Origin of the sequence: Apibacter sp. ESL0432 (assembly GCF_019469225.1) — a bacterium.
In the GTDB taxonomy this organism is placed as follows: Bacteria; Bacteroidota; Bacteroidia; order Flavobacteriales; family Weeksellaceae; genus Apibacter.
This window is the reverse complement of record NZ_CP048266.1, coordinates 852142-874398: the sequence shown is the minus strand read 5'-3', so window position 1 is coordinate 874398 and position 22257 is coordinate 852142. Positions and strand designations below refer to the sequence as shown.

The following is a 22257-nucleotide window of genomic DNA, read 5'->3' as shown; positions in this document are numbered from 1 at the left end:
ATTCTTAGGCTTTATCTTTATCTGTTACGTATACTTTTCCATCTCTTATTACAACAGACAGTTGTGGTAAGGGTCTTGGCGGCGGACCTTGCAGTACTTCTCCTGTTTCAGGATTAAAAAACCCTTTATGACAAGGACAAACGATTTTATTTTGATCGTGATCATATAATACCGCACAAGATAAATGAGTGCATTTTTGTTCAAAACATCTCCATTTATCTTCACCTAAATGTATAAGTATATAGGGTACTTTATGGTTTTCATTAATTACAAAGGCTTTCATCTTTCCAATAGGAACTTCTGTTGAATTACAAACAAAATATTCTTCATCCAGCCTTTTTTTAGGAAATAATAAAGATTTAGCAGCTATTGCACCGTTTCCTATAGCTAATCCACCGGATAGTAGGCATAAAAACTTTGCAAATTCTCTTCTTGAAACATGCGTTGCTTCATCCTGCTTTATAGGAAAATCTGTTTTCCAAATGGGTTTCTCTTTATCTTTTTTTGACATTTTCTTCAATATTATTAGTGAACTTTTAACTCGGTACTTCCTTTAGGCATCATAATATTTACTTTGGTAACTACTTCTTGTTTACCAAAAATAAACTTATTCACCGGTGTACTGTTCGGACGTTTTGCTTCTATTTCTTCTAAAGTTCCATAGAATAGTGCTCCACTAGGACAAACCGTTGCGCACATAGGTTTTAGTCCTGCACTGGTACGGTCGTAACACATATTACATTTCATCATTAGTTCTGCTTCTTCCATTTTTTTAGGTACTCCGAATGGACAAGCCATTACGCAGTTAGAACATCCGATACAACGAGAAGTATTTGCTGAATGTACTACACCGAAAGTATCTTTGGTTATGGCATCAGCCGGACAAACATTAGCACAAACGGGGTCATCGCAATGCATACAAACCTGTACAGTGGTTTGTATGGTATGTTTACGATCAACATAATGGATATTGATCATACTGTCCTGTCCGTTAGTTTCACACTCAGCACACGCCATTTCACATGCATGACATCCAATGCACCTTTGCATGTCCACGAAAAAGCCTACATTTTTATTATATTCTGTACTTACCATATTTTCTAATTTATCCAATTGAACTTTGGAATGCTTTGGATTCTTCTTCTTTTGATAATTTTTTACCTGTATTAATTAATTTACATGCACATACTTTAAATTCGGGCATTTTGGAAACAGCATCTAAAGTTGATATTGTTAATTGATTCACCGAATGTTTTCCTCCCCAGTGATACGGTATAAATACGGTATCTTCTCTGATGGTTTCTACTACATTGGCAGGAACTATCATTTCTCCTCTTCGAGTTACTACTCGAATTAAATCACTATCTTGTATACCGTATTTTTGTGCCAGATTAGGATGTATTTCTAATAAAGGTTCAGGATATTGGTCCACCAATTTTCCGATCCTTCTGGTTTGCGTACCGCTTAGATATTGAGAAACAACCCGTCCTGTAGTTAAAATAATCGGATATTCTTCATCGGTCATTTCTGAAGATAAGCGATAAGGGGCCGGATTGAAATGTGCTTTTCCATCAGGTGTTTTAAATTTATAATCTTCCCAAAGCCTAGGAGTACCCGGATGTCCTATTTCGGGACAAGGCCAAAAAACTCCCATTTCTTTTTCAATTCGATCGTAAGTTATTCCATAATAATCAGCTCTACTGTTTCTGGAAGCTATTCTCAATTCATTGAAAATTTCTTCGCTGTTTTTATACGGGAAATAAGATTCTACTCCTAACCTTCTGGCCAATTCCAAAATAATACTGGTATCGGTTCTGGCATCTCCCGGAGGGGTTACACATTGACGCACACGAACTACCCTTCCTTCTGCTGTGGTAACCGTACCTTCTTCTTCTTCCTGCAGGGATCCTGCCAAAACTAAATCGGCATAACGTGCGGTTTCACTTAAAAAGAAGTCTATGGCTACATAGAATTCTAATTTTTCTAAGGCAGAACGTACGTAATTATTATTAGGTAAAGAAACTAAAGGATTAAAGCAAATGGAAATAAGTCCTTTGATTTCTCCTCTATGGATTGCCTCAATAATTTCCCAAGCACTGTATCCTTTGTGCGGTAAATCTTTTTCATCGATTCCCCATATTTCGGAAACTATTTTTCTGTCTTCAGGATTTTCTATATCTCTGTTTCCAGGAAGTTGATCACATTTGTGTCCGTGCTCTCTACCTCCTTGTCCGTTTCCTTGACCTGTTATGGTACCATAACCACAATAAGGTTTTCCAAGTCTTCCGGTTGCCAACACTAAATTAATGCATCCAACTACATTATCTACCCCTTTGGAATGTTGCTCGATTCCTCTGGCATGTAATAAGAAGCTGGTTTTGGCTTTACCCCATATTTCGGCTGCTTTGCGTATTTTATCTGCTGAAACACCGGTTACCTCTTCAGCCCATTCTACCGTATGATCTTGAATTGACTGTAAGGTTTCTTCTAAACCTGAGGTGTGTTTTTCAATAAATTCATGGTCTACCCAATCGTTGTCAAATAAGATTTTAAGTATAGCTCCGTATAAAGCAGAGTCTGTACCCGGACGTAAATCTAAATGTAAGTCTGCAGTTCTAGCAAACGGGGTGACTCTTGGATCGACTACCACTAACTTTGCACCGTTATCTCTGGCTTCCCAAAGTCGATAAGTTAAAGTAGGAAACGTTTCACTCACATTTGCTCCGGCTACCATGATAACTTCCGCATGTTTTAAATCTGCCCAACTGTTGGAAGATCGGTCCATTCCGAATGCTTTTTTATTTCCTGCACCGGCACTAACCATACAAAGTCTTCCGTTGTAGTCCAAATTAGCTGTTTTTAAAGCTACACGAGCAAATTTACCGATCATGTAACTCTTTTCATTGGTTAGCGAAACTCCTGAAAGCATAGCAAAAGCATTGTTTCCATATTGCCCTTGAATTCTATGAATTTCTGAAATTATCTTGTCAAATGAATCATCCCAAGAAATAGGCTTAAAACCTTCGTTTTCAACCCTTTGCATCGGATGAAGTAATCGATCCGGATGATTATCTTGTAGATAACGCTGAACTCCTTTTGGACAAAGTCTTCCTTCATTAAAAGGAAATTCTTTCCAAGGTTCGAATCCGATTACTTTATTATCTTTTACTTTTAGCTGAATACCACATTGCATTCCGCAAAAACAACAATGTGTTTTTACAAGTTTATCCGGATCTGAAATTCCTTTGAAACCTTCTTTAGGTGTATAATTTTTATGAGGTCCAAATTGCTCTATAATTTTATCTCCATCTACAGGTAATTTAGCCATATAATTAATTTTATTTTATCATTATAATTACTATAGTTTCTATTTTTTATCCGAAGAAACTACCGGATTCTTTTCTAGCTTTGAGGTGAGCGATTGCAAGGGCAGATCGTTTTCCTTCCGGGCTATAGTCTAAATGACTGCTACCGTCTTCTAAGGTAAAGTCAAATCCCAATTCTTTGGTAACAGTTTTAAGGTCATTAACGTGCATTTTGGTAGCAAATTCCTCTTTGGTGTGAGGACACACCGCCATACCTTGTCTTATACCTTCTGTTTTATATATATTGGCACCAAGTTGCGCCGGACGTTGGAATATGTGGAAAAATTTTCCAAACGGCATCCATACTAAAAACAATATCACAGTAACCGCATGTGAAACTGACATGAATTGATTGGTTTTTCCGTCCAAATAGGTATAGTCGAAAACAATTCCTATTCCTGTTAATGATATGGCTATCAACAAAAGTAGCGGTAACCAATCTCCGTCAAATGTTTGGGTAGCTATTAAGCCTCCGTTGGTAAGCCTTCTTTTCATCATCATAATTGAACCGATGATAACTAATATAGAACACCAAACCAAAGCATGAAATACTAAAAAAGCAAAGAAAGATCCTAATTGAAAATCCATTACTTTAAAACCAAACATATGAGCTTCATAAGTAGACATTGAACCTGATTCTAAGGTAAAATGTATCCAACCGAAAGTTAGCGGAAAAGTTATACAAAATGCGATTAAACAACCGGTGGCTAACATAAAATGTCCTATCCATCGGGTTCGACCTCTCGGGTATATAAATTTTTGAAAAAGTATATTTTGACAAAATAATTTAAGCCCTCTTATTGCATAAGCGATAAAATGCTTACTGAAAAAAAACTGCCAAGAACGTCTCCAATACATTTTAGTTGGCGGACGTTGCAACCAAATGGAATAACGATAAGTTACTCCAAATACACAAAAGACAGCTCCAAATAAATAGGCTATTAATGCGGCATCAAAATTTTGAAGATTGCGCGAACCTATAAAAACTAAGGCAATAATTAAGAGTGTAGCAATAGTTGCTTTTAACAATGCCGGTTTATTAAGTGTACTAAATGATTTAAACATAATTTTTATGATTTATTTAGCTTGGTCTTTCAGCTCCTTTTCTTTGATAGTAATACCAATTTATAGCAGTTGCTAAAAGTGAAAATATAAGTATTCCCCAGAAAAAAGAATTTACACTTTTCAATCCTGAAGCTTTAGATGATTGTAATTCAGCTCCAATAATCATTGAAAATATAAACGGTCCGTAGGCTGCGATAGCTGCTGTCCACCCTATTACTCCTGCAGAATGTACCGGGTTATCTTTGAAAATGATAGGAAATTGTCTGAAAGTTCCCGCATTTCCCATTCCTGAGAAAAAGAATATGGTTAACATCATAGCTAAGAATAAAGGAAATTGATCTATGGAAGTCGGTGCTACCAATCCCATAGTAATCATAACTGCAATACAACCGGCAAATCCTAGACCTGTAATTGTTGTTAATACGGCTCCTCCTACTCTATCTGCAACGAATCCAAAAGCTACTCTACTGGCAGAACCGATTAATGGACCATAAAATGCATATTTTAACGGATCCGGAGCTCCCGGAAAGTCTCCATATAATGATTTTATCATTAACGGAAATGCTGCTGCAAGTCCGGAGAAAGTACCGAATGTCATAAAATAGGTAATTGTACAAAACCAAGTATGTTTGATTTTGAAAATCCCTAATTGTTCTTTAAATGATGATTTTAAAGGGATGCTTCGTAAGCCAAACCAACAAACTAAAGTCATTATTATTAGTATTGGTGCATATATTAAAGCCGGGCTTTGTAGATAAATCGGTTTGGTCGTTACTTCATGAGTAATTGGATCGGTAGTTTTTAAAATTTCCGGAGCTCCTACAATGGCTACTCCCAGTAAAGCCGGAGTTAAAAATTGTACGATACTTACTCCAAAATTACCAATACCTGCTTGTACTCCTAAAGCTGTTCCTTTTAAACGAGCCGGGAAAAACATATTGGTTGAAGGCATAAAAGATGAAAAGTCTCCACCTCCGAATCCCATGGTAAAAGCCAATACAGCAAACACCCAAAATGGAGTTTCCGGATTCATTACTGCTAAAGCTATACCGATTACCGGTATTAATTTTATTAAGGTAGAAAATGTAACGGTATGTCTTGTCCCGTAAATTGGGATTAAGAAAGTATGGACAATACGTAAAGTTCCGGCTGCTAATCCGGGAAGTGAAGCCAACCAGAATAGCTCTTTTTCCGTAAAGTTAAAACCTATACCCGGAAGTTTAGTTACAATACCACTCATTAAATACCATACGATAAATGATAGTGTTAGGGATATTGTAGTTATTGTCAATGTTCTCCAAGCTATTTTCTTACCTGTAGATTCCCAAAAATTATTGTCTTCAGGCTTCCATTCTTTTAGCCATGTACCCATATTTGAATTTATTTTAAGTTATAATTTGATTTTTTTATTTTTTTTCTATATCATTATAAATTTCAGGCATTTTTTCACGAGTCATTTTTAATATTACTCTGTGCATACAAATTAGACAGGTTAATGAAATAATAAATATTAATATCCAAGAACTGGTCCACAAACCTGTATAATTAAGAAAATATCCAAAAATAATTGGTCCGATGAATCCTCCCAATCCACCGATAAGGCCTACCATGCCTCCTACCACTCCAACTTCATTAGGAAAATATTCAGGTATATGTTTGTAAACAGCTGCTTTTCCTATTCCCCAAGAAATTCCTATACATATTACCAATACTAAATAAACCCACATATTAGCATCAAAACTGATTTCAGTAATTCCTTTGGCTAATAAATCTTTTTTGTTAACCTGCTGGTTTTCTTTTACAACAATTTCTTGCCAAGATTCTTTAGTTGGAAATATATCTTTTTTCTTGTCTGCTCTATCTTCTTTTTCTTTAATTACATATTCTTTAGTATCAACAGTTACGCTATTTGCCGTAACTTTAGTTACTATTCCTTTTTTGGCTGCAGAAACTCCTTGTCCATCCGTATAAATATCCATTTTAGGGAACATTAATAAGAAACTTAATGCGACAGAAGAGCCTAATACCCAATACATAACTTTCCTTGCTCCAAATTTATCTGAAAGATATCCCCCAAAAGCTCTAATTACTCCTGAAGGAAGACTAAAGTAAGAAGCAAACATTCCTGCTACTACTAGAGACGTTCCATAAACGTTCATGAAGTTGGGAACCAACCATTGAGAATAAGCTACGAAAAAACCGAATACTAATAAATAATATAAACCGAAACGCCATACTCTCCCTTTTTTTAATGGAGATAACATTTGATTCAAATTTCTAGCATTTCCGGCCGGTTTTTTATTTTTGGCAAATAGTAGGAATAAAATCCCTATAACCAACAACACTGTTGCATAAGTTATCGGAAGCATTTTCCATCCGTTATCGGGATCATTCTTTGAAAAATAGTTTAAAAGAGTCGGCGCAAAAAAAGTGGTTAAAGCTGCTCCTGCATTTCCCATTCCAAAAATTCCCAGGGCTCTTCCTTGCCATTCTTTAGGATACCAAACAGAGGTATACCCTACTCCTATAGCAAAGCTTGTTCCTACAAATCCAAACAAAAAGCTTAATAAAGCAAATACCCAAAAGGATTTGGCCATAGGTAGTAAAAATAAAGGAATGGAACAAAACAAAAGTAAACCTGCAAATACATATTTACCGCCGAATTTATCCGTTAAAATTCCGATAGGTAGTCGTAAAAGTGACCCTGTTAAAACAGGAATTCCCAACAGCCATCCCGTTTCTACCACAGAAAAATCAAATATGCCTTTATCTACTAAGTAAGTTACTAAACACCATTGAGTGTCCAACAGGCAAAGCAAATCGTAAAGGCTAATGTATTTAAAAAAAGTATTTTGTGAGATTGAAGTAATTTAGTGCTCATTTAATAAAGTAGTTTAATAATAGTTAATAGTTGTATAATAGTTAATTGTTAGACTTCTAAGGTTGAATCCAAAACATATTTTTTAAAATCGTCTTTGATTTTATAAAATTTATGATGTAAAGGACAAGGGTTTTCTGAAGAACAATCTTTTAAACCTAAAAGGCATCGATTTATAGATTTTTCTCCATCAACTGCTATAACTATATCAGAAATCTTGATTTCCCCCAGTTCTCTGCTTAAAGTGAACCCGCCATTTTTACCTTTCATTGAAAACAATAAACCTGCTTTAACCAATTGCTGCAAAATTTTAGCAGTAAATGGCCCGGGAGTGACTAATGCTTCACTTACCTCTTTGACTTGACGCAAATTATCTACTGTACTGTTAGCACTTAGATATATCATAATTTTAATTGCGTATTCACTTGTTTTTGAAAACATTATTTTCTAATGCAGAAATTAAACATAGTTTTATTTCTACAAATATACAAATTTAAAAATTATAATAAGACTTTTATATCCTATTATCTTCAATATTTAAAAAGATTATAAATAACTGATTCATTTTCAATTTCTTAACTTAATATACCATTTAATTTTATTATGTTTTTTTAAGATATAGGTATTAATATTTTATATTTATTTTACAATTTATATATCAAAATTTACCTTAATTTAATTTATTATTCTGTAAATCAAGCATTTTTATCCCATATAAATATTGATAATTTTCTATATAATAAAAGATATTTTTGTCCTTTATTATTTTTTTTATACCTTTGGCACAATTTAAATATCTAGAAATTGTTTTCGAAGAGCTGTGAATATGCTATTAGAGCGACGATATTTGTTGGTGCGCAATCTTTTAAAGGAAATAAACCGGGTTTGAAAGATATTTCTGCAGAAATTAATTCTCCGGAGGCGTTTACCGCTAAAATCTTACAAACTTTAGTTAGGCATCATATAATTACTTCCCATAAAGGACCTTCGGGTGGGTTTAGTATTCCTATTAATTCTTTATCGGAAATTAAAATATACAACATTGTATCGGCTATTGATGGAGATTCAATTTTTACGGGATGTGCATTGGGATTACCCAAATGCTCGGAGAATCACCCTTGCCCTGCTCACCATAAATTTAAGGCTATTCGGAATCAATTACAGGATACTCTCCAATCAATCAGTATTGAAGATATGATTAGGGATGTAATTTCCGGTTTAACTTTTTTAAAAATAACAAATTAAATATAATATGGAACATAATTGGAACGCAACTATTGGAGAAATTGTAGCAGAAAATTATCAAACAGCTTCCGTTTTCTCAAAATACGGTATCGATTTTTGTTGTAAAGGAGATAGAACCATCGAACAAGCTTGTGATAAAAAATCAATTGATATCAAAGAATTAACCGATCAACTCAATGAAGCAATAGCTGTTCGTGAGGAAAACATTGATTTTAAATCTTGGCCGCCGGATTTATTGGCAGATTATATTGAAAAAATCCATCATCAATATATTCGTGAAAAAAGCCCCTCATTGTTAAAGTTTTTAAATAAAGTACAGAAAGTTCATGGTTTTTGGCATCCCGAATTAGTGGAAGTTTATCATTTATTTGAAACTTCTGTAAACGATTTAGAAGCACATATACAAAAGGAGGAAAGAATTTTATTTCCTTTTATTCGACAATTGAATGAAGCTAAAAATAAAAATTTACCCTTTGTAACTCCTCATTTTGGTACTGTCCAAAATCCTATTGAGATGATGAAGCACGATCATGACATTGAAGGTGAACGATTTAAAAGAATTTGCGAATTAACTCAAAATTATACTCCACCCATGGAGGCTTGCAATACGTATCGTGTATCTTTTGCTATGCTGGATGAATTTGAGCAAAATTTACACAAACATATTCATTTGGAAAATAATATTTTGTTTCCTAAAGCTATACAATTGGAATCTTCTATGAACTAAGAATACAAACGATGATTAAAAAGTGGATATTTGTAAGCTTTTTAAATGTATTTGTTGCCGGAGTTCTGGGATTTTTACTCAGGATATTTCAATACTATGAGGTACGTTTTCCGTATGGTAATTTTTTACATACTCATTCTCATATTGCTATGTTGGGAGGATTGTATCAATTATATTATGTATTAATCTATCTGTATTTTATCCCTCAAAATAAAAAAAAATTATCTTCCTATTCTGCCTTATTTTGGATTACTCAAATAACTATTTTGGGAATGTTATTGAGCTTTCCGATTCAAGGCTATGGCTTGTTTTCTATATTGTTTTCCGTTATACATATTTTATGTTCTTATTATTTCTGCTTTATAACTTTTAAGAGTATTACTCAAGAGAATGACTTGAGTTCTATTTTTCTTAGATCAGCATTAACTTGTATGCTCATATCTTCTTTTGGAATTTGGGGACTAGGGATTACAATGGGAACATTAGGTAAGAACTTTGTATTGTATTCTATTTGCATACAATTTTATCTACATTTCCAAATCAACGGTTGGTTTTTATTGGGCTCTTTGGCTTTATTATTACGATTGATTTCAATAAAATCTTTAAGGATTCCGCCTAAAATTGCCAGGTATTTTTATATTTTGATTTTAGGAGGTATACTTTTAACATTTGACTTACCTCTTAGCTGGTATTTTCATTCGATTTATATTTATTTTGTATACTCTTTAGGGATTCTTTGTAACATTGCCGCTTTAGTATTGTATTTAAAGTATATTCATCCTTTTATTGTAAAAATTAGTAAGACAAATAATTATATCCTATCTCTTTTATATGGTTGTTTTGTAATTTCCTTTATTGCAAAAAATGTTATCCAACTGTTTCTTTTAGTACCGGAAATGGCTCAATTATCTCATGAGATTAAAAATTTACGTATAGGATTTATACATTTGGAAGTTCTTGGAATGTATACAACTTTAGCTGTTGTTTTACTCTTGATACAAAGTCAATGGATTAACTGCAGAAATAATCTTATACAGATCGGTACTTTCTTTTTCTTACTTTTCTTCTTTATTTCGGAAGGTTTATTATTTATACAGGGATTTTACATTTATTTAGATAAAGGTTCAATTCCTTATTATTCTTGTATTTTGTCTTGGATCAGCTTGTTATTTCCTTTAAGTTTTGGATTATATTTGATGTATTTATATCAAGCTAATCTTTCTTTAAAAAGCAATAGCCAAATCCAGTAAAGTATCGAATAATAAAAATTAAAAAGGGGTTAAAAAAGGCTGAACTAGCTTAATATAGTAGCAACCAGTTTTCTGTTTCCTCCTCTATTTCTAAATTCACATAAATATAAACCCTGCCAAGTTCCTAGATTAAGTTTACCATTGGTTATAGGTATCGATACACTCGTTCCTGAAAGTATGGATTTAGCATGGGAAGGCATATCATCTTCCCCTTCATAAATATGGGTATAGTAAGGTTCTCCTTCTTTAACTAGATGATTAAAAATATTTTCTAAATCGAATCTGACATCGGGATCGGCATTTTCATTGATAGCTAAACCTGCAGATGTATGCTTAATAAAAAGATGGAGTATTCCGACCGGAGGAAGGTGCGGTAATTTATTGATTATTTCATCCGTGATCAAATGAAAACCTCTGGCTCGTTCTTTTAAAACAATTTCTATTTGAGATACCATCGGATTTAATGTTTAAAAATTAACCGGTGTAATGTTCAATATATTTTTCATATTTGTCGAATATAATCTTAAACCATTCAGTGTAATTAGAGGGATGCAAATCAATATCTTTTTTTAAATCGGTTAAGTTTATCCACTTTATCGATTCTACTTCCAAGGGATTGATAACTATTTCTCCATCGTATTGGCCTATGAAAACATAATCATATTCATGTTCAATAAGCCCGTCTCCTACCTCTGCTTTATAAATAAAATCGAACTTTTTGTGCAATTCACAATCAAATCCTAATTCTTCTTTAAGTCTCCGATGCGCTCCATCCATATAACTTTCACCAATTCTAGGATGGCTGCAACAAGTATTGGTCCATTTCAAAGAGGAATGATATTTTATTTTTGCTCTTTGTTGAATTAAAAGTTCCTTTTTTTTATTGAAAATAAATATTGAAAATGCTCGATGCAATTCACCTTTTATATGGGCTTCTTGCTTTTCCATTTCACCTACTATCTCATCTTTCTCATTCACTAAAACTACGTATTCTGTCATCTTTTCAAAAATTCTTCTATCTGTAACGAAATCCTTGCGGATTTATAAAGTTTTCTATATTATACCCTAAACCTACCAATAATCCATCACCTCCTTTTTTGAATACGTCTGTAATTCCAAAATTATAGCCAAAAGTAAAATTTAATCTGCCTAATTCTGCTTGTAAAAATGGTGTTACGGAAAGACCGCCGCTAACTTGAGAATCTTTGGCTGTTCTATAACTAACTCCTAAAGCAAAAGCATTGAAATCATCTTTATATTTGGCTTTCAAATTTAAATCCATCATTCTTTCGGAATTTGTATTTAAGCTCATCATAAATGAGGGTTCTAAAAAAAAGGATTCTACTAATTCCCAATTATAGCCTAAATTCAAATAATACCAAGAAGGTGAAGGTTCAATGGAGTTTACCACCGGTTTGTTTTTCCCTAAAGGTATGTCTTGTACAGAAACTCCTGCAAAGAAACCTTCATAGGCTACAGACATCCCTAAATTCAGGTAAGGCAAAAATACAGATTTATCACCATATAATAGAGGATCATTCGCATCTTCCGGTCTCAATTTGGAATATTCAAATGATTGTGAAAAAAAACTGAACGAAGTTCCGAATGAAAACTGACTTTCCGATCTGTTCTCTTCATCCGTTAAAGGAATATGATAGGCTCCTGAAATATTAGCTCCTGTTAGTGTAATCGGACCGTTTTCGTCCCTAAAAAAGTATGCCCCCAATCCTACCCTGTCAAAAGCATTGAAATGGGTACTGATGGTTTGAGTATTCGGACTTTCATTAAAATTGCTAAATTGTTGATGATACGTAGCTTTTAATACAATATCATCAGTAGATCCAGTATATGACGGATTAATCAACACTTTATCCGACAAAAGATATTGTTGATCAAAAGGAATACTTTGTTGTCCATATAATTTTACTTTAGTTAGAAAAAATGATAGCATTAAAAATAAAAAAAGTCGAAATGATCTCATTAGCAATTATTAAATTAGAATCTAAATAAACGTTTATATATTGTACAAACTTACTAAAAAAAGAAATATTTTAAGTATTAGTAATGTTTTAATTTTTTTTTCATCAATTTTTATTATTTATTCATTTAATATTATATTTTCTAATGCTTTATTCACTTTTTTTGGTAATTCCAATACTAAAAGATGAGATCCTTTTTCTATTATTTCAAGATGGGGTTGTTGGGTGGTAGCATAACTGGTATGTATCTTTTTAAATGGAAAAATAATATCTTTTGTTCCGTGAATTTGATATATTTTTTCACATTCTTTTTCGGGTAACCAATTTATAATTTGATCAATGGACCATTTAAAGTAATCTGAATTTAAATCTACCACAAATTCGTCTAACTTAATTTGATTTCTTTTTTGTTTTTTGGATGGTATTGTATTAAAATAGACGGATCTCATAAATGCATATGAAAGCATTTTCATTCCGGTAAAAAATTTCATAGGAAACCATTTTGCGAATTTAATTTTCTTTAAGATTTTAAATAATTCAGGAATTTGGATTTTATCTTTCATACTTGCTATCAGTATGGTTTTTTCCGGTTTCATAAACTTATTCATTTCTTGAACAATGACGCCTCCAAAAGAATAACCGACTAATATAAAAGGTTCGGATTGATCTATTTTTTCTGACATCTTTCGGACATAAGTAGATAAACTATCATTTTTTTCAGGAAGATGCCATTCTATATATATTTTTTCAAATCCTTCAGGTAGCTTAATGAACTTGAAACATTGACATTTTGCTCCTAATCCCGGAATGAAATATACCTTCATAGTTTTATTTATTTTGTAGTTAAGTAATTACTGTTATAATACAAATGTATTTTTTATTGTACAATGCATTAGCTTAAATATTGATACATGTTATAATTAACCTATATATTTGCAAATATTTTCATACGAAATGATTCCAAAGATAAAGTTACACAGAAATTTAATAATAGGTTTACATAAAGCCTTAGAAGAAAGTTTTTTCGAGCCCAATAAATACGCGGACAAGGTGTTGGAAAGAACCCTGAAATTCAATAAAAAATGGGGCAGCAAAGACCGTGGCTTTGTTTCTGAATCATTTTATGAGATTATACGCTGGAAAAACCAATTGGAATTTTTTGCAAATAAGAAGCTATCTCCCGAATCTATTGATAGTATAATCGCCACGTATTTACTCCGTAATAAAATTGAGCTTCAACCATTTCCTGAATTCGAAAAAGTATATATAAAAAAGATTAAGGATCGTTTTAAACTTCCCTTTCCCACTCTAGCCATAAAATATTCTATTCCTGAATGGATGCAAAAAGTGTTGGAATCAGAATTGGGCGATTCATGGAGCCAAGAAATAAAAGCTTTAAACGTTCCGGCACAAACCATCTTAAGAGCTAATACTCTTAAAATCACAGCAGAAGAACTTAAAGACGTTTTGAGTGAAGAAAATATAACTGTTGATTTTATCAGTGGATACAAAAATGCTCTTATAATGGAAGAGAAGAAAAATATTTTCAAAACACAAGCTTTTAAAGACGGTTTATTTGAAATTCAAGATGCGTCTTCACAAAGAGTGGGAGAATTTGTTGACGTAAAACCCGGGATGAGAGTTATCGATTCATGTGCAGGAGCCGGTGGTAAAACATTACAACTTGCTGCTTTAATGGAAAACAAAGGCCAAATTATTGCCATGGATATTCATGAATGGAAATTGCAAACGTTAAAACAAAGAGCTCGCAGAAATGGTGCTCACAATATACAAACTAAAGTTATTGAAGATTCTAAAACATTAAAAAGACTAGAAAATAGCGCAGATAGAGTACTCATTGACGCTCCGTGTTCCGGTTTGGGTGTGTTAAGACGTAATCCGGATGCAAAATGGAAATTAAATGAAGAGTTTATTAACCGTGTTAGAGAGGAACAAAGACAAATCTTGCAAAACCATTCCAAACTTGTTAGAAAAGACGGAATCCTAGTTTATGCAACTTGTTCCATTTTACCATCTGAAAATTCTTTACAAGTAAAAAACTTTTTGAAAGAAAACTCCAATTATCAGTTGATTGAAGAGAAAAAATTGATGCCATCCGTTTGTGGTTTTGATGGGTTTTATATGGCTAAAATCGTCCGAACTAGCTAGTCTGTTTGCATTTACTTTTTAAGATATTGACGGTTTGAATGACCTGATTCTTTAAATTTTCATAATCCGAATCATTATTTATATGAAAGGTGGATAATTTTACAATTTTACTCTGAGGCCATTGATGTTGAATACGTTCTTTAACTTCAGTTTCGGATAAATGATCTCTGGATAGTATTCTTTGCATCCGTAGAGGATCGGGAGAAGTAACAGCTATCGTAAAATCGCAATCCTTGTAAGAACCACTTTCAAATAAAATGGCTGCTTCTTTGATTCCAAATAGGGCATTCTGTTTACTTTTCCATAACTGAAAGTCGTGTTGCAAAGCAGTATGAACTAAAAGATTCTGCTTTTTAAGAAGTTCTTTATCGGTAAAGATTTTTTTTGCTATATATTTTCGGTTCAATGTGTCTCCTTCATAAGCCTCTTGCCCTAAAAGTGAAATTATATTCCTTTTGAGCTCATCATTTTCAACCATTAGTTCCTTTGCTCTTGTATCGGAATTAAACACCGGAAAACCAAAATCTTCAAATAAATTGGCTACCGTCGATTTTCCTACCCCCATTCCTCCTGTTAATCCAACTATTTTCATTAAAAATTTATATAATATAGTATACCATGGCGTAATGGGATGCGCTTCCTCCTAAAACAAATAAATGCCATATAAAATGAGCATAAGGCATCTTATCCCTTGCATAAAATATAGTTCCCAGAGTGTACAAAACTCCTCCCAGAACTAAAAAAATCAAAGCCTGAGAAGTCATAGAATTTGCGATATTCTTTATGTCGAATACCAAAAGCCAACCCATAACCAAATAAAGAAGTAAAGATAACTTATCAACCTTACCGGTCAAAAAAATTTTCATGATAATACCTAAAGCTGCTATAGTCCAAACGATAGTAAAAAGCGTCCATCCCGAACTTTTTTCCAATGTGATCAGACAAATCGGCGTATACGTTCCTGCAATAAGTAAAAATATACTCATATGATCTAAAACGCGAGCTTTTTTCTTCCAATTTTCATTCACAAAAAAATGATAGATGGTTGAAGAAGTATATAGGATGATGAGCGAAAGACCAAACGTCCAAATGCTTAAGGTACTGTATAAACTACTATTATTATTTTTTACTAATAGAAATATAAGTCCGACAACCCCCAATACAATTCCCATTCCATGCGAAATAGTATTTAAAATTTCTTGTTTATCTCTGGCTATTTGAGTCATTACCTTTAACTTTTAACAAAGTTACTAAATATATTTATCTGAAATTTAATTTTGTAATTTTTAACACTTCTTATTCATGAAAGCTTTATTCATACATACCGGCTATTACATTTATTATAAGTAATTTTGCAGTCACTAAAAACTTTATTGTCATATGTCATCAAAAGAAAAAAAAGTTTTGATTATATATTCTTCTACCGATGGTCATACCATTAAAATTTCCAAGTTCATTTCTGGTATTTTAAAAGCGACGGTAACTATAGTATCAATTAATGATCCAATTCCCTCTCTTTCTAACTTTGATGGTGTAATTATCGGGGCTAGTATTCGGTATGGATTCCACAGAAATAAAGTAAAAAAATATATCAATACTCATTCTCAAGAACTCAGTTCGATGCCGAATGCTTTTTTCTCAATAAGTTTAATATCGAGAAATAAAGAAAGAAGATTGGTTGAAAATAATCCATACGCTAAAAAATTTTTAAATAAAATTAAATGGAAACCAAACCTTATAGGTTTATTTGGTGGCTTATTAAATTATCCTGCCTATTCAACTTTTGACAGGCTCATGATTCAGCTTATTATGACAATGACTAAAGGTCCTACAGATTCTTCAACCGTAATTGAATACACAGATTGGAAACAGGTTAAAAATTTTGCCAACGAGTTTAATTCTCAAATTGATGCCATTTGAGCACTATAATTTATAAAATAAAACTTATTTTTGTAAGTGAAAAAACCTTGAAAATATATTTTTAAGTAATGGCAAAAGTAAAAATCGGATTGGTACAATCCAGCTGTTCCAATAATATTGAGAATAACATAGAGAAAGCAATTGAAGGAATTAAAAAAGCAGCTTCACAAGGTGCTCAAATAGTTTGTCTTCAAGAGTTATTTACATCCCTGTATTTTTGTGATGTTGAAAATTACGATAATTTTAAAATAGCTGAAACTATTCCCGGCCCCACTACGGACCGATTGGGAAAAGTAGCAGCTGAATTAAATGTAGTTATTGTTGCTTCTCTTTTTGAGAAAAGAGCCAAAGGATTATACCATAATACTACTGCAATTATTGATGCCGATGGTCAATATTTGGGAAAATATCGCAAAATGCATATTCCTGATGATCCTGCATATTATGAAAAATTTTATTTTACTCCGGGTGACTTAGGATACAAGGTTTTTCAAACCAAATATGCTAAAATTGGAGTATTAATTTGTTGGGATCAATGGTATCCTGAAGCTTCACGAATTACGGCTTTATTGGGTGCTGAAATTCTATTTTATCCTACTGCTATTGGTTGGGCTTCTACTCAAGATGAAGACACCAACATCGAACAATATAATGCATGGCAGACCATTCAGAGAAGTCATGCAATTGCCAATGGAGTGCATACAGTAAGTGTTAATCGTGTGGGATATGAACAAGACGGCGCGATGAAATTTTGGGGTGGATCTTTTGTTTCTAATCCGTTCGGCACTATTTTACAACAAGCTTCTCATGAAAATGAAGAGGTTATGGTCGTGGAAATTGAAACCGAACAATCTGACAGTTACCGAGTGCATTGGCCTTTTTTAAGAGATCGTCGTATTGACTCTTATTCTCCTATTACCAAACGTTTTATTGATGAAGATTAATTTATAGAGTAAATCATCTAAATTTTGGAAATAACAAAAATACCTTTAGGGGACAATCTGGTAAATTTTATTCTCTTAGGATCTTTACTATTATTGATTATTTCGAGATTTTTATTAATTCCTAAAGATGAACCCATTTTCCGTTTTAGGTCCATACCTACCGAAAATGAGAATTTTACTATGTATGTTGCTATATGTAGTTTTGTTTATACAGTTATTTTGGCTTTAACTCTTCTTCCTTTTTTTACGGTAGTAATTCCTTTTTACAATACGGAAGCTTTAAAATTAATCTCATTATTTGTAATTTTAACCATATATCAAGTATCTTCTTATACATTAGGAAACGGCTTTCTTTTGATATTAGGAAAAAACAAAGAATATCAGATTAATTATAATAATCGATTTATCTTTTTGTTTATCAAATTGTTTATTACAATACTACTTTGTTTTACAATATATTATACAGATATTTCGGTTCAATATGCTCCTTATCTTGTGGTAGGAACGCTATCATTTTTACTGGTTACAGAATGGATTTGGCTGATGTTCTTCATTAAAAATCAAATAAAACTTCCTGGTTATTATGAATTTTTGTACCTTTGCGCTTTCGAAATCTTACCGGCACTATATGTTTTAAAATTAGTGTTTTTAGGAGATAAATTTTAATTTATTATGAAAATAAAATCCGTTTTAATCTCTCTATCAAAGCCCGCTGGCGATAGTTCACCATATTTTGACATTGAAAAAAAGCATAAAATAAAAATTGATTTTTGTCCTTTTATCCATGTGCAGGGCGCTGATGCAAAAGATGTTAGATTACAAAAAATCGATTTTTCTAATTTTACCGCAATCATATTTACCAGCCGCAATGCGATCGATCATTTTTTTAGACTGGCCGATGAAATGCGATTTACAGTACCTGATTCCATGAAATATGTTTGTCAATCTGAGGCTATTGCTTTATATCTTCAAAGATATATCGTATACCGAAAAAGAAAAATCTATTTTGGAGAGAAAGAGGCGGAAGATATGATTCCTCTTTTGAAGAAGAACCCTAATGAAAAATATCTTTTACCAACTTCTGATGTGCTTAACCAGGATATCCCTGATGCATTAGACAAATCGGGAGTAGATTATACCCGAGCTATACTTTTCCGTACAGTAAGTAGCGATGTGGCTTCACAAATTAAAGATATTAAAGAATACGATGCTTTGGTATTTTTTAGTCCTTCCGGTATCAAATCCTTATTTGATAATTATAAAGATTTTAAACAAGATTCGATAAGTATCGGTATATTTGGTCATTCCACCAAACAAGCTGCTGAAGAAGCAGGATTAACTGTTAACTTCTTTGCACCAACCAAAGAAAGTCCATCAATGGCAAAAGCTTTGGATGATTTTTTACAATAAATTTATAAAATATAAAGCTCAAATTTAAAATTAAATTTGAGCTTTTTTTTACTGTATTGATAAATTTTATTTTATTTCTTACTTACATATTAACTTTGCTTTACTTATTACCTATTTAAATACTTGTAAGGCACATTTAGCTCTTAAGCTTCCGATATCTATAAAACTCATTCATTGATAATACACATTTTTTAACTTACTACTTTTTATAAGTGAATTTAATCTTCATTATACTATTTATCAGATATTAGGACGTAATCATTTGCTTAAAAAGCATTAATTAAATCAAGTTAAATTAATTAAAATGATTCAACATTTCCTTGAGTTGTAATATCTTTGCAATGATTTTACTATGTCGGGACTTTATATTCATATTCCTTTTTGTGTAAAAAAATGTAATTATTGTAATTTTCATTTTTCAACTCAATTCAACTATAAATCACAATTGATACAAGCTATAGGTAAAGAATTGATTTTAAGAAAAAATGAATTGATTAGCCCCATTAAGACCATATATTTTGGTGGTGGAACTCCTTCAATCCTTAATTATAAAGAACTTGAATACTTATTTACTATAATTAAGGAACATTACGATATGTCTGAAACTAAGGAAATTACTTTTGAAGCAAATCCGGATGATTTATCTGTAGAATATCTTCACTTCCTCAAAAATCAAACTCCAGTAAATCGTCTAAGTGTAGGGATTCAATCTTTTATTGATGAGGATATCAAATTTATGAATCGAAACCACAATGCGGATGAAGCAATTCAATCTATTCGATCCGCTCAAGATATTGGTTTTAACAATATTACGATAGATTTGATTTATGGGGCACAAACTACTACCCATGAAAGATGGATGTATACTCTTGAAAAAGCTATCTCTCTAGGAATTCCTCATATTTCATCCTATGCGCTTACAGTTGAACCAAAAACCGCTTTTGAAGCTCAAATCAGAAAAAATAAACTTCCACCTATTGATGAGGAAAAACAAGCGATTCAATTTGAAATGCTTAGAAATAAATTAATTGAGCATAAGTATATCCAATATGAATTTTCAAATTTTGGAAAAGAAACGTTTTTTTCTCAACATAATACTTCCTATTGGAAAAATAAACCTTATTTGGGGATAGGGCCTTCCGCCCACTCTTATAATGGAAAAGATAAAAGAAGCTGGAATGTCTCCCATAATATCCAATACCTTAAAGCAATCGAAAAGAATATACTCAATTATGAGGAAGAGGTAATTAGTGAAAAAGATCGTTTTAATGAAAAAATCATGTTGGGACTACGTACCCTCTGGGGGATCAATATCGAAGAATTGGAGAAAGAATTTTCATCTTCTTTGATGAAACACTTTTATAAAGAACTAAAGAAACTGGAAGCAACTAAAAAAGTAAGAATATCCAATCAAACAGTAACTATTCATCCAGAATCTTTATTTTTTACGGATGGAATTATTGCCCAATTTTTTTTCATTGATTAATAACTTATAAACACTTATTTTTGCACCAATGAAAGAAGAAGATCGACCTATTGGTATTTTTGACTCCGGAATGGGAGGACTTACTATTGCGAAGGAAATAAAACGATTGTTACCTCATGAAAGTCTAATTTATTACGGAGACTCAAAACATTTGCCTTATGGAGATAAATCTAAAGAAGTTATAACCGAATATTCGATAAAAATAACTAAATTTTTACTCGAAAATAATTGCAAAGCTATTGTTATTGCTTGTAATACAGCCACTGCCAACGCTTTGAAAGAAGTAATTGCTTTGGCAAATGAAAAAAATGTGCCGGTATATGATGTTATTTCACCCGTAGCTGAAAAAGTAGCCTTCACTTTTAATCAAAATGTAGGTGTGTTAGCCACCAAATCTACCATTTCTTCTCATATTTATAAAAAAAGCATTCAAAAACTAAATCCACATATTAATGTTCATGAACTAGCTGCTCCCCTGCTGGTTCCGGTAATTGAAGAAGGTTTTAATAATCATGAAATATCTTCTATAGTTCTTAAAACGTATTTAACTAATAAAAAGCTACAAAATATAGATTCTTTAATTTTAGGGTGTACTCATTATCCTATCATTATTAATGAAGTTAAAAATTTCTATTTAAATAAAATACAAGTTATTGATTCTCCACTGATCGTTGCCAATTACATTAAACAAGACCTTGAAAATAAAAAATTGACTTCACAATCTAAAAATCCTTTGTATGAATTTTATGTTTCCGATTTAACGCCTACTTTTTCTAAATTGGCAAAGAAATTTTTTGGAAGCTGCATACATCTTAAAATTGTTGATATTTTTAATATTATTAGAAATTAATTTATCAATAAAAAAGGATTTTATTAATTTATATAAAGAAAAGTTCCTTTATACCCCTAAAATAAATATCTATTAAAAAATTCTAAAAAAAATTCGTAAATTGCATTGTTATTTCAGTATTTACTATGTTTTCATTGAGTAATATATAATTTATGGATCTAATTCGACTACATATTAGAGGTATTTCATACAGCCAAACTCAAACAGGAGCTTATGCTCTTATTTTAGAAGAAGATTTTGGTAAAAGGAAAATTCCTGTAATTATAGGAAGCTTTGAAGCACAATCCATTGCTTTAGCATTAGAGAAAGATATTACTCCTCCCCGACCTATTACTCATGATTTATTTACTACCTTTGCAAGAAGTTTTCATATTATTGTAAAAGCTGTTTTTATATATAAATTAAAAGACGGAATATTTTATTCCAATATTTTATTTCAAAACAGAGATACCGATGAGGAAATTGAAATAGATTCTCGCACTTCTGATGCCATTGCCTTAGCCGTGCGTTTTGAAGCTCCCGTGTATGCCACTAAAGAAATTTTGGAAAAAGCAGGGGTATATATGGAAATGAATGAAGATGAATTAGCCACTGAATCAACTTTTGAAAAGGCGTTAGATACCATTGAAAATCAATTGAATATCAATGATATTGAAGATTCATTTGCCCATTTAACCGATTTCGAGATTAATGATTTAATTTCTAAAGCTATAGAAAATGAAGATTATGAGACTGCAGCAAAATTAAGAGATGAACTCGTTAAACGAAAATAATCTATCTCACAACTTGTTTAAATTTATCATTATTTTATAATATTTTAACATCAATTAATTGATTATTATTTATAAATTTAAGATTCAAACTTTAAATTTATTATCTTCCTTATTTAAGTAAATAAAACATTACTTAATTTAATGTAACATTTTTTTTGAAACCTAGGTTTCAAATGATAATTAATGCCTTAACATA

At 32.0% G+C, this 22257-nt stretch carries 23 protein-coding genes and 1 pseudogene; 11 read left to right on the top strand and 13 right to left on the bottom strand.

The features are described from left to right. Positions 1-4 precede the first annotated feature (4 nt). The 7 genes and pseudogenes from GYM73_RS03640 to GYM73_RS03610 all read right to left on the bottom strand — a co-directional run bounded on the left by GYM73_RS03640 (position 5) and on the right by GYM73_RS03610 (position 7749). A complete protein-coding gene (locus GYM73_RS03640; RefSeq protein WP_105297391.1) occupies positions 5-511 on the bottom strand; it encodes a Rieske (2Fe-2S) protein in 507 nt (168 codons plus the stop codon). A gap of 14 nt (positions 512-525) precedes the next feature. After that, a complete protein-coding gene (locus tag GYM73_RS03635; RefSeq protein ID WP_105297390.1) occupies positions 526-1095 on the bottom strand; it encodes a 4Fe-4S dicluster domain-containing protein in 570 nt (189 codons plus the stop codon). A gap of 10 nt (positions 1096-1105) precedes the next feature. Next, on the bottom strand, positions 1106-3328 hold the full coding sequence (locus GYM73_RS03630) for a molybdopterin oxidoreductase family protein (protein WP_220234171.1): 2223 nt from the start codon (positions 3326-3328) through the stop codon (positions 1106-1108). Between the two features lie 46 nt (positions 3329-3374). Beyond that, the gene (locus tag GYM73_RS03625; protein ID WP_160542293.1) at positions 3375-4430 is read right to left on the bottom strand and encodes a respiratory nitrate reductase subunit gamma; all 1056 of its coding nucleotides are present in this window, start codon (positions 4428-4430) and stop codon (positions 3375-3377) included. A 16-nt stretch (positions 4431-4446) separates the two neighbouring features. Then, positions 4447-5802, bottom strand: a complete 1356-nt coding sequence (locus GYM73_RS03620) for an MFS transporter (RefSeq protein WP_160542294.1) — start codon at positions 5800-5802, stop codon at positions 4447-4449. 34 nt (positions 5803-5836) lie between these two features. After that, a pseudogene (locus GYM73_RS03615) lies at positions 5837-7311 on the bottom strand (nitrate/nitrite transporter). 48 nt (positions 7312-7359) lie between these two features. After that, positions 7360-7749 (bottom strand): Rrf2 family transcriptional regulator, encoded by a 390-nt coding sequence (locus tag GYM73_RS03610; RefSeq protein WP_255571022.1) that lies wholly within the window; start codon positions 7747-7749, stop codon positions 7360-7362. A gap of 363 nt (positions 7750-8112) precedes the next feature. Here GYM73_RS03610 and GYM73_RS03605 point away from each other — a divergent pair, with 363 nt between their 5' ends. The 3 genes from GYM73_RS03605 to GYM73_RS03595 are packed head-to-tail and all read left to right on the top strand — an operon-like array spanning position 8113 to position 10530. Next, entirely contained in the window at positions 8113-8553 is a 441-nt protein-coding gene (locus tag GYM73_RS03605; protein ID WP_220234169.1) for an Rrf2 family transcriptional regulator, read from the top strand. Between the two features lie 7 nt (positions 8554-8560). Next, positions 8561-9280, top strand: coding sequence for an iron-sulfur cluster repair di-iron protein (gene ric / locus GYM73_RS03600; protein WP_220234168.1), 720 nt, complete (start codon positions 8561-8563; stop codon positions 9278-9280). Positions 9281-9291: 11 nt separating this feature from the next. Then, a complete protein-coding gene (locus GYM73_RS03595; RefSeq protein ID WP_220234167.1) occupies positions 9292-10530 on the top strand; it encodes a hypothetical protein in 1239 nt (412 codons plus the stop codon). Between the two features lie 44 nt (positions 10531-10574). Here the strand turns inward: GYM73_RS03595 and GYM73_RS03590 are convergent, their stop codons facing one another. The 4 genes from GYM73_RS03590 to GYM73_RS03575 all read right to left on the bottom strand — a co-directional run bounded on the left by GYM73_RS03590 (position 10575) and on the right by GYM73_RS03575 (position 13333). Continuing rightward, positions 10575-10985, bottom strand: coding sequence for a secondary thiamine-phosphate synthase enzyme YjbQ (locus tag GYM73_RS03590; protein WP_160542299.1), 411 nt, complete (start codon positions 10983-10985; stop codon positions 10575-10577). A 19-nt stretch (positions 10986-11004) separates the two neighbouring features. Continuing rightward, positions 11005-11529 (bottom strand): isopentenyl-diphosphate Delta-isomerase, encoded by a 525-nt coding sequence (idi, locus tag GYM73_RS03585; RefSeq protein WP_220234166.1) that lies wholly within the window; start codon positions 11527-11529, stop codon positions 11005-11007. A gap of 16 nt (positions 11530-11545) precedes the next feature. Further along, a complete protein-coding gene (locus GYM73_RS03580) occupies positions 11546-12511 on the bottom strand; it encodes a PorP/SprF family type IX secretion system membrane protein (RefSeq protein WP_160542301.1) in 966 nt (321 codons plus the stop codon). A gap of 117 nt (positions 12512-12628) precedes the next feature. Continuing rightward, a complete protein-coding gene (locus GYM73_RS03575) occupies positions 12629-13333 on the bottom strand; it encodes an alpha/beta hydrolase (protein WP_220234165.1) in 705 nt (234 codons plus the stop codon). Positions 13334-13463: 130 nt separating this feature from the next. On the opposite strand from GYM73_RS03575, the gene GYM73_RS03570 reads away from it, so the two are divergent. Further along, a complete protein-coding gene (locus tag GYM73_RS03570; protein ID WP_220234164.1) occupies positions 13464-14678 on the top strand; it encodes an RsmB/NOP family class I SAM-dependent RNA methyltransferase in 1215 nt (404 codons plus the stop codon). On the opposite strand, the gene coaE is transcribed toward GYM73_RS03570, so the two are convergent. Together coaE and GYM73_RS03560 are read right to left on the bottom strand one after the other, a co-directional pair. Then, positions 14671-15270, bottom strand: coding sequence for a dephospho-CoA kinase (coaE, locus tag GYM73_RS03565; protein WP_220234162.1), 600 nt, complete (start codon positions 15268-15270; stop codon positions 14671-14673). The genes GYM73_RS03570 and coaE overlap by 8 nt on opposite strands. Positions 15271-15277: 7 nt before the next feature. Beyond that, on the bottom strand, positions 15278-15904 hold the full coding sequence (locus GYM73_RS03560) for a hemolysin III family protein (protein ID WP_220234161.1): 627 nt from the start codon (positions 15902-15904) through the stop codon (positions 15278-15280). A 154-nt stretch (positions 15905-16058) separates the two neighbouring features. Here GYM73_RS03560 and hemG point away from each other — a divergent pair, with 154 nt between their 5' ends. From hemG to GYM73_RS03525, 7 genes are all read left to right on the top strand, one after another. Then, positions 16059-16598, top strand: a complete 540-nt coding sequence (gene hemG / locus GYM73_RS03555) for a menaquinone-dependent protoporphyrinogen IX dehydrogenase (protein WP_220234160.1) — start codon at positions 16059-16061, stop codon at positions 16596-16598. 68 nt (positions 16599-16666) lie between these two features. Further along, entirely contained in the window at positions 16667-17542 is an 876-nt protein-coding gene (locus tag GYM73_RS03550; RefSeq protein ID WP_160542307.1) for a carbon-nitrogen hydrolase, read from the top strand. 24 nt (positions 17543-17566) lie between these two features. Then, positions 17567-18208 carry a DUF4271 domain-containing protein gene (locus GYM73_RS03545; RefSeq protein WP_220234159.1) on the top strand — a complete coding sequence of 214 codons (642 nt, stop codon included), beginning with the start codon at positions 17567-17569 and terminating at the stop codon, positions 18206-18208. Positions 18209-18214: 6 nt separating this feature from the next. Next, on the top strand, positions 18215-18952 hold the full coding sequence (locus GYM73_RS03540) for a uroporphyrinogen-III synthase (RefSeq protein WP_105297371.1): 738 nt from the start codon (positions 18215-18217) through the stop codon (positions 18950-18952). Positions 18953-19304: 352 nt separating this feature from the next. Next, on the top strand, positions 19305-20438 hold the full coding sequence (gene hemW, locus GYM73_RS03535) for a radical SAM family heme chaperone HemW (RefSeq protein WP_220234158.1): 1134 nt from the start codon (positions 19305-19307) through the stop codon (positions 20436-20438). Between the two features lie 28 nt (positions 20439-20466). Then, entirely contained in the window at positions 20467-21288 is an 822-nt protein-coding gene (murI, locus tag GYM73_RS03530) for a glutamate racemase (RefSeq protein ID WP_105297369.1), read from the top strand. A gap of 152 nt (positions 21289-21440) precedes the next feature. Continuing rightward, positions 21441-22061, top strand: a complete 621-nt coding sequence (locus GYM73_RS03525; RefSeq protein ID WP_166003343.1) for a bifunctional nuclease family protein — start codon at positions 21441-21443, stop codon at positions 22059-22061. The last annotated feature ends 196 nt before the right edge of the window (positions 22062-22257 follow it).

Coding starts and splice junctions, on each gene's coding strand:
- GYM73_RS03640 (WP_105297391.1), bottom strand. CDS start 511: ATGTCAAAAAAAGATAAAGAGAAACCCATTTGGAAAACAGATTTTCCT.
- GYM73_RS03635 (WP_105297390.1), bottom strand. CDS start 1,095: ATGGTAAGTACAGAATATAATAAAAATGTAGGCTTTTTCGTGGACATG.
- GYM73_RS03630 (WP_220234171.1), bottom strand. CDS start 3,328: ATGGCTAAATTACCTGTAGATGGAGATAAAATTATAGAGCAATTTGGA.
- GYM73_RS03625 (WP_160542293.1), bottom strand. CDS start 4,430: ATGTTTAAATCATTTAGTACACTTAATAAACCGGCATTGTTAAAAGCA.
- GYM73_RS03620 (WP_160542294.1), bottom strand. CDS start 5,802: ATGGGTACATGGCTAAAAGAATGGAAGCCTGAAGACAATAATTTTTGG.
- GYM73_RS03610 (WP_255571022.1), bottom strand. CDS start 7,749: ATGTTTTCAAAAACAAGTGAATACGCAATTAAAATTATGATATATCTA.
- ric (WP_220234168.1), top strand. CDS start 8,561: ATGGAACATAATTGGAACGCAACTATTGGAGAAATTGTAGCAGAAAAT.
- GYM73_RS03595 (WP_220234167.1), top strand. CDS start 9,292: ATGATTAAAAAGTGGATATTTGTAAGCTTTTTAAATGTATTTGTTGCC.
- GYM73_RS03590 (WP_160542299.1), bottom strand. CDS start 10,985: ATGGTATCTCAAATAGAAATTGTTTTAAAAGAACGAGCCAGAGGTTTT.
- idi (WP_220234166.1), bottom strand. CDS start 11,529: ATGACAGAATACGTAGTTTTAGTGAATGAGAAAGATGAGATAGTAGGT.
- GYM73_RS03580 (WP_160542301.1), bottom strand. CDS start 12,511: ATGAGATCATTTCGACTTTTTTTATTTTTAATGCTATCATTTTTTCTA.
- GYM73_RS03575 (WP_220234165.1), bottom strand. CDS start 13,333: ATGAAGGTATATTTCATTCCGGGATTAGGAGCAAAATGTCAATGTTTC.
- GYM73_RS03570 (WP_220234164.1), top strand. CDS start 13,464: ATGATTCCAAAGATAAAGTTACACAGAAATTTAATAATAGGTTTACAT.
- coaE (WP_220234162.1), bottom strand. CDS start 15,270: ATGAAAATAGTTGGATTAACAGGAGGAATGGGGGTAGGAAAATCGACG.
- GYM73_RS03560 (WP_220234161.1), bottom strand. CDS start 15,904: ATGACTCAAATAGCCAGAGATAAACAAGAAATTTTAAATACTATTTCG.
- hemG (WP_220234160.1), top strand. CDS start 16,059: ATGTCATCAAAAGAAAAAAAAGTTTTGATTATATATTCTTCTACCGAT.
- GYM73_RS03550 (WP_160542307.1), top strand. CDS start 16,667: ATGGCAAAAGTAAAAATCGGATTGGTACAATCCAGCTGTTCCAATAAT.
- GYM73_RS03540 (WP_105297371.1), top strand. CDS start 18,215: ATGAAAATAAAATCCGTTTTAATCTCTCTATCAAAGCCCGCTGGCGAT.
- hemW (WP_220234158.1), top strand. CDS start 19,305: ATGTCGGGACTTTATATTCATATTCCTTTTTGTGTAAAAAAATGTAAT.
- murI (WP_105297369.1), top strand. CDS start 20,467: ATGAAAGAAGAAGATCGACCTATTGGTATTTTTGACTCCGGAATGGGA.
- GYM73_RS03525 (WP_166003343.1), top strand. CDS start 21,441: ATGGATCTAATTCGACTACATATTAGAGGTATTTCATACAGCCAAACT.